This is a genomic window from Phocaeicola paurosaccharolyticus JCM 15092 (assembly GCF_000613805.1).
Taxonomy (GTDB): domain Bacteria; phylum Bacteroidota; class Bacteroidia; order Bacteroidales; family Bacteroidaceae; genus Phocaeicola; species Phocaeicola paurosaccharolyticus.
The window spans coordinates 1-17,412 of the sequence record NZ_BAJR01000037.1 but is presented as its reverse complement, the minus strand read 5'-3'; the positions used below and the strand labels follow the sequence as shown (position 1 = coordinate 17,412).

Annotated in this window: 11 protein-coding genes and 2 pseudogenes; 12 read left to right on the top strand and 1 reads right to left on the bottom strand. The window is 36.5% G+C overall.

What is annotated here, in order from left to right:
- The first annotated feature begins 99 nt into the window (after positions 1-99).
- From JCM15092_RS12610 to JCM15092_RS17310, 6 genes and pseudogenes are all read left to right on the top strand, one after another.
- Positions 100-942: a prephenate dehydratase gene (locus JCM15092_RS12610; protein WP_024994974.1), complete on the top strand. Its 843-nt coding sequence runs from the start codon at positions 100-102 to the stop codon at positions 940-942.
- Positions 917-2,101: a pyridoxal phosphate-dependent aminotransferase gene (locus JCM15092_RS12605; protein WP_024994973.1), complete on the top strand. Its 1,185-nt coding sequence runs from the start codon at positions 917-919 to the stop codon at positions 2,099-2,101. Before JCM15092_RS12610 ends, JCM15092_RS12605 begins: the two co-directional genes overlap by 26 nt.
- 12 nt (positions 2,102-2,113) lie before the next feature.
- Positions 2,114-3,181: a bifunctional 3-deoxy-7-phosphoheptulonate synthase/chorismate mutase type II gene (locus JCM15092_RS12600; protein ID WP_024994972.1), complete on the top strand. Its 1,068-nt coding sequence runs from the start codon at positions 2,114-2,116 to the stop codon at positions 3,179-3,181.
- Positions 3,182-3,191: 10 nt separating this feature from the next.
- Positions 3,192-3,968: a prephenate dehydrogenase gene (locus JCM15092_RS12595; RefSeq protein WP_024994971.1), complete on the top strand. Its 777-nt coding sequence runs from the start codon at positions 3,192-3,194 to the stop codon at positions 3,966-3,968.
- Between the two features lie 349 nt (positions 3,969-4,317).
- Positions 4,318-6,910 (top strand): annotated as a pseudogene (locus tag JCM15092_RS16115) (glycosyl hydrolase 115 family protein).
- Positions 6,911-7,788: 878 nt separating this feature from the next.
- Positions 7,789-7,929, top strand: coding sequence for a hypothetical protein (locus JCM15092_RS17310; RefSeq protein ID WP_185091813.1), 141 nt, complete (start codon positions 7,789-7,791; stop codon positions 7,927-7,929).
- An 88-nt stretch (positions 7,930-8,017) separates the two neighbouring features.
- On the opposite strand, the gene JCM15092_RS12580 is transcribed toward JCM15092_RS17310, so the two are convergent.
- Complete coding sequence (locus JCM15092_RS12580) at positions 8,018-8,989, bottom strand: ROK family protein (RefSeq protein WP_024994970.1); 972 nt, start codon at positions 8,987-8,989, stop codon at positions 8,018-8,020.
- A gap of 165 nt (positions 8,990-9,154) precedes the next feature.
- On the opposite strand from JCM15092_RS12580, the gene JCM15092_RS12575 reads away from it, so the two are divergent.
- From JCM15092_RS12575 to JCM15092_RS12550, 6 genes and pseudogenes are all read left to right on the top strand, one after another.
- Positions 9,155-9,874: an ABC transporter ATP-binding protein gene (locus tag JCM15092_RS12575; RefSeq protein WP_024994969.1), complete on the top strand. Its 720-nt coding sequence runs from the start codon at positions 9,155-9,157 to the stop codon at positions 9,872-9,874.
- An 8-nt stretch (positions 9,875-9,882) separates the two neighbouring features.
- Complete coding sequence (locus tag JCM15092_RS12570) at positions 9,883-11,136, top strand: ABC transporter permease (protein WP_024994968.1); 1,254 nt, start codon at positions 9,883-9,885, stop codon at positions 11,134-11,136.
- A 1-nt stretch (position 11,137) separates the two neighbouring features.
- The gene (locus JCM15092_RS12565) at positions 11,138-12,379 is read left to right on the top strand and encodes an ABC transporter permease (protein WP_024994967.1); all 1,242 of its coding nucleotides are present in this window, start codon (positions 11,138-11,140) and stop codon (positions 12,377-12,379) included.
- A 59-nt stretch (positions 12,380-12,438) separates the two neighbouring features.
- Positions 12,439-13,536, top strand: a complete 1,098-nt coding sequence (locus JCM15092_RS12560) for an efflux RND transporter periplasmic adaptor subunit (RefSeq protein ID WP_024994966.1) — start codon at positions 12,439-12,441, stop codon at positions 13,534-13,536.
- Position 13,537: 1 nt separating this feature from the next.
- Positions 13,538-14,853: pseudogene (locus JCM15092_RS16105) on the top strand (TolC family protein).
- 88 nt (positions 14,854-14,941) lie between these two features.
- On the top strand, positions 14,942-16,900 hold the full coding sequence (locus JCM15092_RS12550; RefSeq protein WP_024994965.1) for a transglycosylase domain-containing protein: 1,959 nt from the start codon (positions 14,942-14,944) through the stop codon (positions 16,898-16,900).
- The last annotated feature ends 512 nt before the right edge of the window (positions 16,901-17,412 follow it).

Below are 17,412 nucleotides of genomic sequence, written 5' to 3'. Positions count from 1 at the left end.
GTTTGTATGTGTACGTTAAAATAGAATTTTTAAGAAATAAAATAACAACGAAATCCCGCTTCAAGACATGAAGTGGGATTTTTTTAATATAATATATTCATGAAAAGAGTAGCAATACAAGGAGTACTTGGTTCGTATCACGATATAGCCGCACATCAGTTCTTCGAGAATGAGGAGATAGAATTGATATGTTGCACCACCTTTGAAGAAATTTTTGCCAAGATAAAAGAAGATAGCAATGTTATTGGCATGCTTGCTATAGAGAATACTATAGCCGGGAGCCTTCTGCACAACTATAATCTACTTCGTGAAAGTGGTACCACAATTGTTGGAGAGCATAAGCTAAGAATAAAACATAGCTTCGTTTGTTTGCCTGAAGACAATATAGAGAATATAACCGAGGTTAATTCTCACCCGGTGGCACTGGCACAATGCAGAGAATTCTTACAGCAGTTTCCTAAAGTAAAAATTGTAGAGACCGATGATACTGCTGGAAGTGCACAAGCTATCAAAGAAGAAAACCTCAGAGGCCACGCAGCAATATGCTCACACTATGCAGCCGACCTATACAATATGAAAGTACTTCAGGAGGGAATAGAGACAAACAAACATAACTTCACTCGTTTTCTCGTTGTCACCGACCCATGGAAAGCTGATGAACTACGTCAAAACAACAAGTCTAACAAATCCAACATTGTATTCTCTCTACCTCATACAGAAGGCAGTCTTTCTCAAGTCCTCTCTATCTTTTCATTCTATAACATAAGTCTCACTAAAATACAGTCATTACCAATCATAGGACGTGAATGGGAGTATATGTTTTACGTAGATGTTATATATAGTGACTATCTTAGATATAAACAGTCTATTGATGCAGTAAGACCATTAACAAAAGAACTAAATATATTAGGCGAGTATGCAGAAGGAAAATCTAAAATATAATATTAAACCAGCCGAAAGAATTGCCAACGTCAGTGAATACTACTTCAGTAAGAAACTAAAAGAGGTAGCACAGATGAATGCACAAGGAATGGATGTTATCAGTCTAGGTATAGGAAGCCCTGATATGCCTCCTTCGGAAGAGACTCTTAACACACTATGTGAGAATGCACGCCGTCCTGATGTTCATGGATATCAGCCTACAGTGGGAATACCTGAGTTACGTAAAGCTATGTCCAACTGGTATAAAAGGTGGTATAATGTAGATTTAAATCCAGACACAGAGATACAACCACTTATTGGTTCTAAAGAGGGCATATTGCATGTGACACTTACTTTTGTCAACCCAGGAGATCAGGTATTAGTTCCAAACCCAGGCTACCCTACCTATACATCTCTTAATAAAATATTAGGAAGCGACATCGTAAACTATAACTTACGTGAAGACAATAACTGGCAGCCCGATTTTGATGAGTTGGAGAAGATGGATCTATCGCGGGTAAAACTTATGTGGACCAACTATCCTAATATGCCCACAGGAGCAAATGCCACAGTAGAACTTTACGAAAAGTTGGTTGAATTTGCCTTGAGACACAATATTGTTATTGTCAATGACAACCCATACAGTTTTATACTTAACAAGAAACCATTAAGTCTCTTGAGTATCAAAGGAGCAAAAGATTGCTGTATAGAATTCAACTCAATGAGTAAGAGCCATAATATGCCAGGATGGAGAGTAGGAATGATTGCGACAAATTCTACATTCATTCAGTGGATACTTAAGGTAAAGAGCAACATCGATAGTGGTACTTTCCGCCCAATACAGCTTGCCGCTGCAAAAGCTTACGAAAACAGTGATGAATGGCACGAAGAGGCTAACATAAATGTATATAGTCGACGTCGCTCTTATGCAGAGGAGATTATGAAAGAACTTGGTTGCACTTTCGACAAGAATCAAGTCGGCATGTTCCTTTGGGGAAAGATTCCAGAGAAATATAATGACGTTGAGGAGCTAACTGAAAAGGTTCTTCATCAGTCGAGAGTATTTATAACTCCTGGATTCATCTTCGGAAGCAACGGAAAAAGATATATACGTATATCGCTATGTGCTAAAGAAGAACTATTGGAGAAGGCACTAGAAAGAATAAAGAAAAACAAATAAAAACATATAGTCATGGAACTAGATTTAAAACCATTAGCGCTTACTGGAGTTGAGAGCAAACGACCTGTAATCATTGCAGGCCCATGTAGTGCAGAGACAGAAGAACAAGTTATGACCTCTGCAACTCAACTTGCAGGCAAAGGAATAAAAATATTCAGAGCAGGTATTTGGAAACCTAGAACAAAACCTGGAGGATTCGAAGGTGTTGGAGTAGATGGCCTCCCTTGGCTGAAAAGAGTTAAAGAAGAAACTGGAATGCTTGTTTCTACTGAGGTGGCAACAGCAAAACATGTATACGAGTGCCTGAAAGCAGGTATTGACATTCTTTGGGTAGGTGCCAGAACAACTGCAAATCCTTTTGCCGTTCAAGAAATAGCAGATGCTCTTAAAGGAGTAGACATACCAGTACTTGTAAAGAACCCGGTCAACCCGGATCTTGAGCTATGGATAGGTGCTCTTGAAAGAATAAATGGTGCCGGACTAAAAAGACTTGGCGCAATACATAGAGGTTTCTCTTCTTACGATAAAAAGATATACCGCAACCTTCCACAATGGCATATACCTATTGAACTGAGAAGACGTATTCCAGATCTTCCTATCTTCTGTGACCCAAGTCATATAGGTGGTAAGCGAGAACTGATAGCTCCACTTTGCCAACAGGCTATGGACCTTGGTTTCGATGGAATATTGGTGGAGAGCCATTGTAACCCTGATGCAGCATGGAGTGATGCTTCTCAACAAGTAACTCCGGATGTGTTGAGCTATATTCTTAACTTACTTGTGATAAGAAAAGATGCACAGACAACTGAGAATCTTAATGAACTAAGAAATCAGATTGATGAGTGTGATAACAATATCATTGAGATTTTATCAAAAAGAATGAGAATATGTCGTGAGATCGGTACATTCAAGAAAGAGCATGACATGACAATCCTTCAGACAGTCAGATACAACGAGATTCTTGATAAGAGAGGCGCTCAAGGTGCTCTGTGCGGTATGGATTCAGATTTCATCAAACATGTGTTCGAGGCTATACACGAAGAGAGTGTTCGTCAACAGATGGAGATAATTAACAAATAAAATTAGAGAGATGAGAATTCTTATTTTGGGAGCAGGCAAAATGGGCTCCTTCTTTACAGATGTCTTGAGTTTCAAACATGAGACAGCAGTTTATGATGTAGATCCTAAACGTCTGAGATTTGTATACAATACATATCGCTTTACCTCTCTTGATGAGATAAAGGAATTCCAGCCAGAATTGGTTATCAATGCAGCAACAGTGAAATACACTATTGATGCATTCAATAAAATACTGCCTGTATTGCCAAAGGAGTGTATCATTAGCGATATAGCTTCCGTAAAGACCGGCATTCAGGAATTCTATAAAAAGTCTGGATTCAGATATGTCTCTACTCACCCTATGTTCGGCCCTACATTTGCAAACCTTGACCAACTAAGCACAGAAAATGCTATAATAATCAATGAGGGTGACCATCTTGGGAAGATATTCTTCAAGGATCTTTACCAGGAACTTGGCTTGAATATTTTTGAATATACTTTTGATGAGCATGATACAACTGTAGCATATTCGCTTTCAATACCATTCGTCTCTACATTTGTCTTCGCAGCAATCATGGAACATCAGGACGCTCCCGGTACTACATTCAAAAGACATATGTCTATAGCAAAGGGTGTACTCAATGAAGATGATTATCTGCTACAAGAAATTCTATTCAACCCACGCACGCCTGCTCAAGTTGAAAAGATCAGAACAGAGCTTAATGATTTGCTTGATATAATCAGCAACAAGGATGCAGACAGAATGCATTCTTACCTAAGTAAAATCAGAAATAATATTAGCAAGTAATCATAGTTCTTTTTCAAATATAGTATCCCTCTAAAGATGCCTTATATAGTAACATTTTTAGAGGGATAATTATTATTTCTTCAAAAACTTACATCACTTTTCATGTAACATACTCCCTTTTTGGTAAGCAAAAAAGACTGAGGGAACAACACATATATTACTCAGAATATACCCAAAAAGTAAACGTGTAACATAAGAGAGAGAAAATGATACGTAAAGTATATATGTATTAACGTAAGATAATATTTTAGAAACATAGATAAAGTTTAGAATGATAGTTAATTATTACTTTTGTTAAGTGCAGCTTTGGCACACTATAAAACAACAACTTTTTAAACTTAAAAATAATATGCTGAAAAAAAGAATCAATTACCTATTATTCTTTTGCATGGTTGCTTTTTTAAATGCACTTGCAATAGATAATAAAGGCATCACTTTCCAACAGATCTCATCTGAGCGTTTTACTATCATTGATGCCAACAGACCCTTACCACTTCTTGTGGACAAATCTGATAATATTGCAGTAAACATTGCTGCAGAAAACCTATCTAAGGATTTCGAACGTGTATGCGGTAAATCTGCTAAGATCTTGGAAAAACCTGATGGTAGTAAAAGCTTGATCATCATAGGTTCACAAAAAAGCAGTTATATATCTCAGCTCGCAAAAGCAAAGAAACTTGATATCTCTTCACTGAAGGGAAAAAATGAGATGTACATCATGACAATGGTTAAAAATCCATTCGATGGTGTTGATGAAGCACTGGTTATAGCCGGCAGTGACCGTAGAGGTACAGTTTATGGTATATATGAGTTGTCGGAACAGATTGGAGTATCACCTTGGTACGACTGGGCTGACGTTCCTGTTGTCAAGAGTAATAACATCTCTATTATTCGTGGTAGCTATACAGCAGGTGAGCCGGCTGTGAGATATAGAGGAATATTCCTCAACGACGAGGCACCTTGCCTTACAGGATGGGTAAAAAATACCTACGGCACAGATTATGGTGATCACCGTTTTTACGCACGAGTTTTTGAACTATTATTACGCCTTCGTGCAAACTTCCTATGGCCTGCAATGTGGAGTTGGTCGTTCTATGCAGATGACCCTGTAAACAGCCTCACAGCCGACAACATGGGTATAATAATGGGAACTTCACATCATGAGCCTATGGCACGTAACCATCAGGAGTGGGCTAGAAAAAGAAAAGAGTATGGCGTATGGGATTATAACACCAACCAAGCTGTAATAGACCGCTTCTTCAAGGAGGGTATTGAACGTTCTGTCAACAATGAAGACCTTGTTACTATAGGTATGCGTGGAGATGGAGATACAGCTTTGGGGGGCCAAGAAGGTCAGGATGACAAATATGTACCTAAAGATGAGGATAATCTTCGTCTTCTCGAGAGAATAATCAAGAACCAAAGAAAGATTATTAAAGATGCAACAGGTAAAGCTCCTGAGAAGAGACAGCAGGTATGGGCACTATATAAGGAGGTTCAACGTTTCTACGATATGGGATTAAGAGTTCCTGATGATGTTATTATATTGTTAAGTGATGACAATTGGGGCAATGTACGCAGACTTCCAAATGCTCAGGAACGCAAACGTTCAGGAGGATGGGGAATGTACTACCATGTAGACTATGTAGGCGCCCCAAGAAACAGTAAGTGGCTTAACATTACTCCTGTCCAGAACTTATGGGAGCAAATGCAGCTAACATATAGCTATGGAGTAGATAAATTATGGGTACTTAACGTAGGTGATTTGAAACCTATGGAATATCCTATAAATCTTTTCCTTGATATGGCATGGAGTCCTAAAAAATACAATGCTGAAAACTTGAAAAAACACACCATATCTTTCTGTAATAATATATTCGGAGAGAAAGATGGTAAAGAAGCAGCTAGGATACTTAACCTTTACAGCAAATATGCCGGACGTGTTACAGCTGAGATGCTTGACGCTGAGACATACAATCTGGAGACAGGTGAATGGAAACAGGTCAGCGATGAGTTTATAAAACTTGAAGCAGAGGCATTGAGACAATATATTACTCTCGATACTCAATATAAAGATGCATATAAGCAACTTATCCTATTCCCAGTTCAAGCTATGGCAAACATTTACGAAATGTACTATGCTCAAGCTATGAATAAGAAGCTATTTAGTGAAGGAAATCCTCAGGCAAACTTTTGCTGATAAGGTGGAACAGACATTTGCAAGAGATAAGGCTCTTTGCGATGACTACAATAATGTTATGTCAAATGGTAAATGGAAAGGTATGATGACGCAGAAACATATAGGTTATCGCACTTGGAATGATAATTTCCCTCGCGACATTATGCCAAAAGTATCCAGAATTGAAGATGTAAAGAGTGCTGAAGGAGGATATGTATTCAACCATAGCAATGGATATGTATCTATTGAAGCTGAACATTTCTTTGACAAACAGGCTCCAGCTGATATGAAATGGACTATAATTCCTGATATGGGAAGAACTTTGAGTGGAATAGCTCTGATGCCATATATTAAACCTGTTAACGAACAGACCAATGCATTCCTTTCATATAAGATGCAGTTGCCTACTGATGTTAAGAGTGTGAAAGTACGTATAGTAGTTAAATCGACTCTTGCATTCAGCAATATTAAGGGACATAAGTACGCAGTAGGCTTCCAGGGAGGAAAAGATAGTGTAGTAAACTTCAACCACGACCTCAACGAAAATCCTGAAAATGTATACAGAATATTATATCCTACAGTCGCACGTCGTGTTATTGAGAAAGAGGTTGAGTTCACTCTTCCTGCATCAAATGATGGAATGCATACCCTCACTTTCAGACCACTTGATCCTGGAGTCGTTTTAGAGAAGATAGTTGTAGACTATGGTGGTTACAGAAATTCATATCTTTTCATGAATGAGTCGCCATGCAAACGAAAATAATCAGCAAATAAAAGTTCAACAATAGGTATTTCATAAACAAACTCCGGAAGCATATTAATTTATGCTTTCGGGGTTACTTTTACTAATTCCTTAATATATTCGGTTATAGATTCCTTCACATTTCATTATTGTCACTTAGCAGCAGAATTAATTTCAACATTATTCATTTCAGAATTCATCATTTCAGCATTGTTCATTACTACATAACCGCCGAATTATATCTCTATAAGATTATTTTAAGCCTTTGCTCTCGAATACTGTTCCAGGATAATTCCTATATCTTCACTTCTTTTCAAAGAAATATTTTGATGGACACTTTCTCTAACACATTTATCTGTATGTTAAGTAGTGAAGTTCTCCATGAGGAACATTTTGTACTATGTATACACCTACATTTGATATCTTAGTAAAATTACTTTGAAATTATAATTAGGGGAAATAAGCTTGTCACAAGTGCTTTCTTTTGAAGTTTACTCTATCTTTTTGATGCTCGAAACTTATGGGCATAAAAAAAGGGTCAACGCCTTGACCCAACCTTTGTTAACCTTAAATCTAATACTATGAAAAACACACTACAAATATACGGACATTTTTAATACATACAAATAAACTAGCAAAAAAATCATGCTAAATAACATATATTAATCTTTGGCGTTCTAATATTTAATATTTTGTTAAATCGGGATTTGTACGGATATATTACAAAACCATTTCGTAATAAAGTTTAAATATATAATCAAATTGTTTACTTAAGTTAAATATACACTTATTTTATATGTTAGAAAACATATTTTCTCAAATAATAGCTATCTTTGTATCGTAAAAGAAAGAAAAGTAAAAATCGTTCTTCAAACGGAAGGACACAAAAAGATGTAATTATGGAAACAAAAAAGACAAATTCAACTATTGAGATGTTACAGTACCAATTGAGAAGATATAAATCAATGAGAAAAGGTGCTGAGTGCCAGGCTTTACAAATAAAGCTAAACAAATTAAGAAGCCAACATGCAAATGCATAATGGCATTACAAAAGAGACTACACAAATAACTAAATAAAGAAGGATGACCTTATTAAAGGTCATCCTTTCTCTTTATATAAAGATTATATTATTCTTTTACTTCCCATCCTAAAGCACTAGCTCCAAGAACTGCTGCATCTGCATCCTTCAACTCAGATATAAGAAGTTTAGTCTTACCAGAGAAGATTTTAAGGATGTTATCATCAATAGCCTTCTGTATAGGTTTCATGATATAATCACCTGATTTTGCAAGACCACCAAATAACACCACAGCCTCTGGACTTGAGAATGCAATGAAATCAGCAATAGATTCACCGAGGATAGTACCAGTAAACTCGAAGATATCTTGAGCTAATTTATCACCTTTAACAGCTGCATCGAATACATCTTTTGAAGTTATATCTTCAGCAGAAATCTCTCTTAGCAAACTTGGCTCAGGGCGAGCAACTAAGAACTCACGTGCAGTACGAGCAACACCTGTTGCTGAACAATATGTCTCAAGACAACCTTTACGTCCACAACCGCAAAGACGTCCACCACGATGAACGATAACGTGACCTAATTCACCTGCGAAACCGTCGTGACCATAAACCAACTGACCGTTGACTACGATACCACTACCAACACCTGTACCTAATGTAATCATGATAAAGTCCTTCATACCACGTGCAGCGCCATAAGTCATTTCACCGATTGCAGCTGCATTTGCATCGTTAGTAAGAGCTGTAGGAACACCTATCTTCTCCTCGAACATAGCAGCAAGTGGAATAATACCTTTCCAAGGGAGGTTTGGAGCAAACTCAATAGTTCCACTATAATAGTTACCGTTTGGAGCACCTACTCCCAAACCTTTAATTTTTGAGACTCCACCTACAGATTTAATTAATGGGATTAGTTTCTCGCTAACAGCTTCCACATAATCCTCTATCTTTGTATATGATTGTGTCTTTACTGAGTCAGTAGCCAAAACATTTCCGCGCGAATCAACAATACCAAAAACTGTGTTTGTGCCACCAATATCCATGCCCACTACATAGGGCTTTTCCATTCCTGTTACCATGATATCTATTTTATTTAGGGTTAGTTATTGTTACAAAAATAAGCAATGCAATATGAGGGTACAAATTATTTTTTATTTTTTTATCCAACCTATGCAACTTTTTGTACTTTAACAACGTCAAACTAAATATGACTTTAAAAAAGAATAATTTTATTCCTATACAAAATGATACAATTAGAGAATATCAATAAGACTTATAACAATGGATCGCCACTGCACGTTCTCAAAGGTATAAATCTTGATATCAAACGAGGAGAATTTGTTTCAATCATGGGAGCCTCCGGCTCAGGTAAATCCACACTGTTAAACATTCTTGGTATACTTGACAACTATGATTCTGGCAACTACTATCTTAATGATGTACTTATAAAGAATCTCAGTGAAACAAAGAGTGCAAAATACAGAAACGAGATGATCGGTTTCATCTTCCAGTCTTTCAATCTCATAACCTTCAAAAATGCAATGGAGAATGTAGCTTTACCTCTATATTATAAAGGAATAAGCCGCAAGAAAAGAAATGCCATGGCAATGGAGTATCTGGAAAAGTTGGGACTTAAGGAGTGGGCACATCATATGCCTAACGAACTATCCGGTGGACAAAAACAAAGAGTTGCCATAGCAAGAGCTCTAATAACAAAACCTGAGATTATTCTTGCTGATGAGCCAACAGGTGCTCTCGATAGTAAGACATCTGTAGAAGTAATGGAAATTCTGAAAGAGCTGAATGAAAAAGAGAAGATGACAATTGTGGTAGTAACCCACGAAAGTGGTGTAGCAAACCAAACCAACAGAATCATCCATATAAAAGATGGTATCATTGAGAAGATAGAGGATAATATTGAGCATAACGCATCACCATTCGGAGTGAATGGTTACATGAAATAAAAAAGCATATGATAGATTTATTTCAAGAAATTTATGGAACAATAAGAAGGAATAAGCTTCGTACTTTTCTGACCGGTTTTGCTGTAGCATGGGGAATTTTCATGCTTATAGTGCTCCTTGGTGCAGGAAACGGACTTATTAATGCATTTTCTAGCAGTTCGGGAGATATGATAATGAACTCAATGAAGATCTATCCTGGATATACTACTAAAGCTTTCAAAGGATTGAAAGAGGGAAGATCAATAAAACTCAACGAGCAAGATATCAATATCACCAACTCATTCGATGATAATGTTGAGAGCGTAGGTGCTACCCTTGAAAAAGGAGGCATTATTTTGAGTAAAGGAGGCGACTTCGTCTCAATAAACTTCACCGGGGTTATGCCAAACTACAATGAGAGCGAACCTATGAATATGAAACATGGCAGGTTCATAAACAAGAAGGATGTTGATGAGTCCAGAAAGTCTATAGTTATCCATGAGAATACCGTGGAGATGCTATTCGGAAGAAAAGATGCCAATGTTATCGGTAAAGATCTTAATGCTAACGGATTGAAATATCAGATTGTAGGAGTTTATACTGATCAGGGTAATTATTCTCCTGGAGCATACGTACCATACACTACATTAAGGACTATATACAATCTTACTAATGAAATAGGTACTCTGGTATTTATAACTAAAAATCTCAACGACCTAAAAAGCAATGACCAATTTGAGACTAAATATCGCTCGGCTATTGCAGCCAATCACCAATTTGACTCTTCTGATAAGAGTGCAATATGGATTTGGAACAGAATGGAGGATTTCATTCAGCAGCAAGATGGTATAAGTATCCTGAAGAATGCTATCTGGATAGTTGGACTTCTTACTCTTCTTAGTGGAATAGTAGGAGTAAGTAACATCATGCTTATTACTGTTAAAGAGCGTACTCGCGAATTCGGTATCCGAAAAGCACTTGGAGCAAGACCAATGTCTGTTCTATGGCTTATTATTTCTGAAAGCGTTGTTATTACAACAATATTTGGATATATTGGTATGGTTGCTGGTATTGCTGCTACCGAGTATATGAATAAAGTAGCAGGTAATCAAGTTATGGATATTGGAATTGCACAAGCAACAGTATTCGAAAATCCGACTGTTGGCATAGACATAGCCATACAGGCCACTTTGACTCTTATTATTGCAGGTACACTAGCTGGATTCTTCCCAGCTCGTAAAGCAGTCATGATTCGACCTATTGAAGCACTTAGAGCAGATTAATATGAGAATAGATTTAGATAAATGGGAAGAGATCTTTATTACAATAACCCGTAATAAAACTCGCAGTTTTTTAACAGCTTTCGGAGTCTTCTGGGGTATATTCATGCTTGTTGTATTAATGGGGGGAAGCCAAGGTGTAAAAAATATGCTAAGTGCAACCTTTGATGGCTTTGCCACAAACTCCGGATTCATGGCAACAAATAATACTAGCAAGCCATATAAAGGTCTGAAAAAGGGAAGATATTGGTCTATTACAAATGCGGATGTCGACCTTATCAGAAAAAGAGTGCCTGAAATTGATGTTATAACCCCCAATATTGCCAAATGGGGAATGAATGCTGTTTATAAGGAGAATAAGATAAGTTGCACCCTCAAAGGGGCATATCCTATATATGATAAGATTGAGACTCCTAAGATTTCTAAAGGAAGAACACTGAATGAAGTCGATCTGAAAGAGCAAAGAAAGGTATGTGTCATAGGTAGCCGTATCTATGAAACCCTATTCCCTCATGCAGAGAATCCGTGCGGTAAGTTCATCGAAATAAATGGTATATACTACAAAATTGTAGGTGTGAACTCAAACTCAGGCAATATGAGTATTAACGGTAATGCCAAAACAAGTATTACTATTCCATTCACAACCATGCAGAACAATTACAATTTCGGGAAGAATGTTGATATGATAAGCTATACCGCTAAGGAAGGATATGTTATATCTGATATACAAGAGAAAGTAGCTGCCATACTTAAGAAAGAGCATATCATTCATCCTGAAGATAAACAGGCAGTAGTTAAGGTAAATGCAGAGGCTATGTTCGGTATGATAGACGGCCTTTTTAAAGGTATCAACATACTTAGCTGGATGATTGGTTTGGGAACTCTTCTAGCAGGAGCAATCGGTGTAAGCAACATTATGATGGTTACTGTTAAAGAGAGAACAACTGAGATAGGCATACGTAGGGCTATCGGTGCCAAACCTAATGACATCATGAAACAAATTCTCTCTGAGAGTATGGTACTGACAATTGCATCTGGTATGGGAGGTATCTGTTTTGGTGTCCTTATCCTGCAGATGATGACAATGGGAACGGCACAGTCGGATACACCCGGACAGTTCCAAATATCATTCTGGACAGCAATGATTGCATGTATAATACTGATTCTTTTAGGAATGTTGGCTGGACTTGCACCTGCTTACAGAGCAATGGCTATCAAACCTATAGAAGCTATACGAGATGAATAAACAGACAATTATTTACCAAGAAATTTAGTACAAATAAAAAAACAATAAAATATACAGATATGAAAAAGTATTTCAAAATCGGATTATTAGTAGTCGTTGGACTTATATTCATTGGAACTTTTGCCTTCCTCTATAATAATTCAAAACCAAAAGAGGTAGTATACGAGAGCTTCAAGAGTACAATAAGTGATATTGAGAAAAACACAATCGCCACAGGTAAAATTGAACCAAGAGATGAGATCTTAATCAAGCCACAAATATCAGGTATAATTGATGAAGTATACAAAGAGGCTGGTCAACCTATCAAACAGGGTGAGATTATTGCTAAGGTGAAGGTAATACCTGAACTTGGACAATTAAACTCAGCTGAAAGTAGAATACGTATAGCAGAAATTAATGAGAAACAAAGTCAAACAGACTTCACCAGAATGAAGAAACTCTACAATGACAAACTGATAAGCAGCGAAGAGTTTGAGAAGAGCCAAGTAAGTCTGAAACAAGCAAAAGAGGAGTTACAGTCTGCTAAAGATAATCTTCAAATCATTAAAGAGGGTATAACCAAAAACAGCGCATCATTCAGTAGCACACTCATACGTTCAACTATTGACGGACTTATCCTCGATGTACCAGTGAAAAAAGGTAACTCTGTAATTATGAGTAACACATTCAATGATGGTACTACTATTGCGACAGTTGCAAATATGAAGGACCTTATATTCAGAGGTAATGTGGATGAGACTGAAGTAGGTAAAATTCACGAAGGAATGCCTGTTAAGATCTCTCTTGGTGCACTTCAAAATGTTGACTTCGATGCTACCCTAGAGTATATCTCACCTAAAGGCGTTGATAATAATGGAGCTAACCAGTATGAAATAAAAGCTGCTATCACAGTACCTAAAGATGTAACAATAAGAGCCGGATATAGCGCAAATGCTACTATAGTTCTTGAGAAAGCTTCTAAAGTTGTTGTAGTTCCTGAAAGCTCTGTTGAATTCAGCGGTGACTCTACATTTGTATATGTTATGACAGATAGTGTTCCTCAGAAAAAATATAAAAGAACACAAGTTACAACTGGTATAAGTGATGGTATTAATATTGTAATTAAAAAGGGTCTGAAGGTTAACCAGACTGTAAGAGGTCCTAAAATCGAAAAATAAAATGAGAACTAGAATAATTACAAACAGCTCTTTTATTTTCTTCCATACTCACTGTATCAGTCAGGAGGAGTGGACACTTCCAAAATGCATTGAATATGCAATAGAGCACAACTTGAACATCAAACAGCAGGAAGCAAATAAGATGACAAGCGAAATTGAACTTAACACATCTAAATGGAGCCGCCTACCTGATTTGAACGGAAATGTAAGCCAGTCGTTCACATATGGACGTTCTCTTCAGATGGATAATACATATGCAGATAGAAATACAAGAAGTTCATATTTCTCTCTATCTACAAACGTTCCAATCTTTACAGGATTTCAGATTCCTAATACTATTGCGCTGAACAAATTAAATCTAAGTGCTGCAATAGAAGATCTGAACAAAGCTAAAGAAGATATAAGCGTACAGGTTGCATCAGCTTTCACTCAGATTCTCTACAACCAAGAGTTAGCTAAAGTAGCACGTAACCAAGTTGCATTGAGTCAAGAACAGCTTAAGATGAAACAGGCTTACTTTGAAAATGGCAAAGCTTCTGAAGCAGAAGTGTATGAGGCTAAAGCAAGAGTTGCACAAGATGAGATGTCGGCTGTACAGGCAGAGAATAACTATAAAATTTCTCTGTTAGACTTATCTCAGATGCTTGAACTTCTTCTCCTGAGAACTTTAATATTAAAGTACCTGAGATTAAAGATGACTTTAGAGAGATCTCAATGCCTGATGCTATATATAATGAGATCGTTATGAATAAACCGGTTATTAAAGCTGCTCAATATCGTGTTGACGGTGCTGACAGAAGTATAAAGATAGCAAAGAGTTCATATTATCCTCAACTGAGTTTCAGTGCAGGCATTAATACAAATTATTACGCAACTAATGGTATGGAGAATAAATCCTTCAGTACCCAGTTTGATAAGAATGTCAGCAAGAGTTTCTCATTCAACTTGAGCGTTCCAATATTCAATAGATTCTCTGTTCGTAATAGAGTGAGAAATGCAAAAGTGCAGAAGATGGCTTCTGAATGGAGATTAGATCAGGCAAAGAAGGACCTTTATAAAGAGATCCAGCAGGCATATTACCAGGCTGTTGCAGCAGAAAGCAAATATAAAAGCAGCAATATAGCACTTGATGCTGCTGAAGTATCGTTTAAGCTTATGAACGAGAAATATATAAACGGAAAAGCTAATGCAACTCAATATAATGAGGCTAGGACAAATATGCTAAAAGCTCTTTCGGATAAAATACAAGCAAAATATGAATATCTATTCAGAACTAAAGTACTCGATTTCTATAAAGGTGTGCCGCTGAATATATAAAGCATGAGATAAGTAAATAAAAGTATTTTATCTAATAACATTACTAGAAAATAACTAATTTTGCAGCCTGTAATAATCTTAAGTTTTTATGACTGGAAGGATTAAAAAGGCTGCAATTTTTGTGCCTATTTTATTAGCTATATTGTTCTTAACTCTCTTTTTGTTCAGGAATAATATACTGCATTATATAGTTGACAAGAAACTAGACTCTCTTAGAAAAGAGTATGATATGTCTGTTGACTATGACAAACTGGAAATGGAAGGACTTAATGCAGTCCAACTCCAAGGGTTTAATGTTGTACCAAATGGTCGCGACACTCTTCTTACTCTTAATTCACTGGTAATACATCTTAAACCATTATCTCTGATGCAAGGCGATATTGAGGTCTATAAAGCTTATATAGATAAGCTGCACCTTAATTTCATCAAGAAGGACTCTATCTCCAATTATGATTTCCTCTTTAAGAAAAAAGATAAAGAGGCTAAAGTAGAGAATGGAAAAAGAAACTACTCTCAAAGTGTAAGAAATCTACTCAACTTACTATTTGGATTTCTTCCCGAGAATGGTGAGATCACAGACATGTACATTAAACAGAGACGTGATTCATCATATACTGACTTCGCTATACCATCACTATTAGTTAAAGATAGCAATTTCAATGGCAATATCTTTATTGATGATAATGGAACGAAAAGCGAATGGGGCACAAAAGGTTATATAAACTCTAGTGATAAAGAGATAGAGGCATCTATATTACCTGTTAAGCCAACTAAAAATATCGTTCTGCCATACATTAACAGATACTACAATGCAGTGGTCAGCTTTGATATGATATCTTTCAGTCTGAAAGCAATGAAGAACTCATCTGTAGAAAATCTCTCTGGTATTGCAAAGATTAAAGGGCTGCACCTCTTCCATAAACGGCTATCGCCCGATACTATAACAGTTAATAATGGTAGCCTGTCGTACAATCTGAATATAGGCGAGAACTACATAGAGGTTGACAGTGCAACTGCTGTAACAATAAATAAACTTACTTTCAATCCATATCTAAAGGCTGAGAAAAATGAGAAGTGGCATATAAGAACATCTATCAACAAGCCTCCTTTCAATGCTCAAGACCTCTTCTCTTCTCTTCCTGCAGCACTATTCCAACATCTTCAAGGAATAGAGACAACGGGAGAACTTAAATACAACTTCCTACTGGATGTTGATTTTGCTAATCTTGACAGTCTTAAATTTCACTCTATACTTAGAGGTCAGAATTTCCATATAACTAACTATGGAAATAGTGAACTCACAAAACTTAACCATGAGTTTCTGTATACAGCATATGATCATGACCGTCCTGTGCGTACATTTAGCATAGGTAGTTCTAACCCGAATTTTAGAACTCTTGACAGTATCTCTCCATTGTTGAGAAATGCAATAATTCAATCTGAAGATAACGGATTTATGTATCATAACGGGTTCCTACCTGGTGCCATACAAGAGGCACTTGTACATGACTTTAAGGTAAAACGTTTTGCTCGTGGAGGAAGCACTATTAGCATGCAACTTGTAAAGAATGTATTTCTTACAAGACATAAGAATATAGCAAGGAAACTTGAAGAAGCTCTTATGGTATGGCTTATTGAAAATCAACACATAACTAGTAAAAGCAGGATGTTCGAAGTATACCTGAATATCATTGAGTGGGGACCAATGATATACGGAGCTAAAGAGGCTGCAGAATACTATTTCGATAAAGAGCCAGCAGACCTTACTCTAAATGAATCAATATTCCTGGCTTCTCTAATACCAAGACCAAAACAATTCAGGTCTTTCTTTAATTCGGACGGTTCATTGAGAGGAAATGCAGGCTACTTCCAAATGATTGCACACAGACTGTTCAGAACTGGTATTATAACTGAAGAGGAAGCAATGACTGCGTCACCTTCAGCTGTACTCAAAGGGAAAGCAAAATTTGATATCATTAGAGATACGATTCCTACAGATTCTGTAATTATTGAACCAATCACCAATATTGAGGATATAGCACAATAATATAGTAAATAGTCTACAGATAATGATTAGAGCTTTATATAATATAAAGCTCTATTTTTTACATGCAAACCTGAGAAGACTATTATAGTATTAATTCATCCTTACAAACATTTACACCTCAATCATTATTTTGATACACCCGATAATACGAACTAAAAATGATGTATATAATAATACTCAACCAAATATATTGGAGGTGGTGCTACATAATATTTATTGGATATAAAAAACAGACGAAATATTAAGTTTTCAATTATTGTACAAAGTAAAAAGTCTTTAAATGATCATAGATATTATATATCTCAACTAATGTTTTTAACTCTAGAAATTGATCCCTTAAGATTGAGACGTTTTTTAAGCTATTTTGTGTTAAGCAGAATATTCAGACAGAAACTAATCCAAGCTATCATCGAAAGTGATATAAACTATTCCGTACAGAGCTATCGACTGCTTTCATGGATTTGGTTGAGTAAAAAAGATTGTAAGATTATATTATGGAAGTAGGAGTATTC

What these genes read in the sequence shown, in the direction of transcription:
- JCM15092_RS12580 (WP_024994970.1), bottom strand. Translation starts at nt 8,989, where the DNA reads ATGGTAACAGGAATGGAAAAGCCCTATGTAGTGGGCATGGATATTGGT.
- JCM15092_RS12565 (WP_024994967.1), top strand. Translation starts at nt 11,138, where the DNA reads ATGAGAATAGATTTAGATAAATGGGAAGAGATCTTTATTACAATAACC.
- JCM15092_RS12600 (WP_024994972.1), top strand. Translation starts at nt 2,114, where the DNA reads ATGGAACTAGATTTAAAACCATTAGCGCTTACTGGAGTTGAGAGCAAA.
- JCM15092_RS12610 (WP_024994974.1), top strand. Translation starts at nt 100, where the DNA reads ATGAAAAGAGTAGCAATACAAGGAGTACTTGGTTCGTATCACGATATA.
- JCM15092_RS12570 (WP_024994968.1), top strand. Translation starts at nt 9,883, where the DNA reads ATGATAGATTTATTTCAAGAAATTTATGGAACAATAAGAAGGAATAAG.
- JCM15092_RS12550 (WP_024994965.1), top strand. Translation starts at nt 14,942, where the DNA reads ATGACTGGAAGGATTAAAAAGGCTGCAATTTTTGTGCCTATTTTATTA.
- JCM15092_RS17310 (WP_185091813.1), top strand. Translation starts at nt 7,789, where the DNA reads ATGGAAACAAAAAAGACAAATTCAACTATTGAGATGTTACAGTACCAA.
- JCM15092_RS12575 (WP_024994969.1), top strand. Translation starts at nt 9,155, where the DNA reads ATGATACAATTAGAGAATATCAATAAGACTTATAACAATGGATCGCCA.
- JCM15092_RS12595 (WP_024994971.1), top strand. Translation starts at nt 3,192, where the DNA reads ATGAGAATTCTTATTTTGGGAGCAGGCAAAATGGGCTCCTTCTTTACA.
- JCM15092_RS12605 (WP_024994973.1), top strand. Translation starts at nt 917, where the DNA reads ATGCAGAAGGAAAATCTAAAATATAATATTAAACCAGCCGAAAGAATT.
- JCM15092_RS12560 (WP_024994966.1), top strand. Translation starts at nt 12,439, where the DNA reads ATGAAAAAGTATTTCAAAATCGGATTATTAGTAGTCGTTGGACTTATA.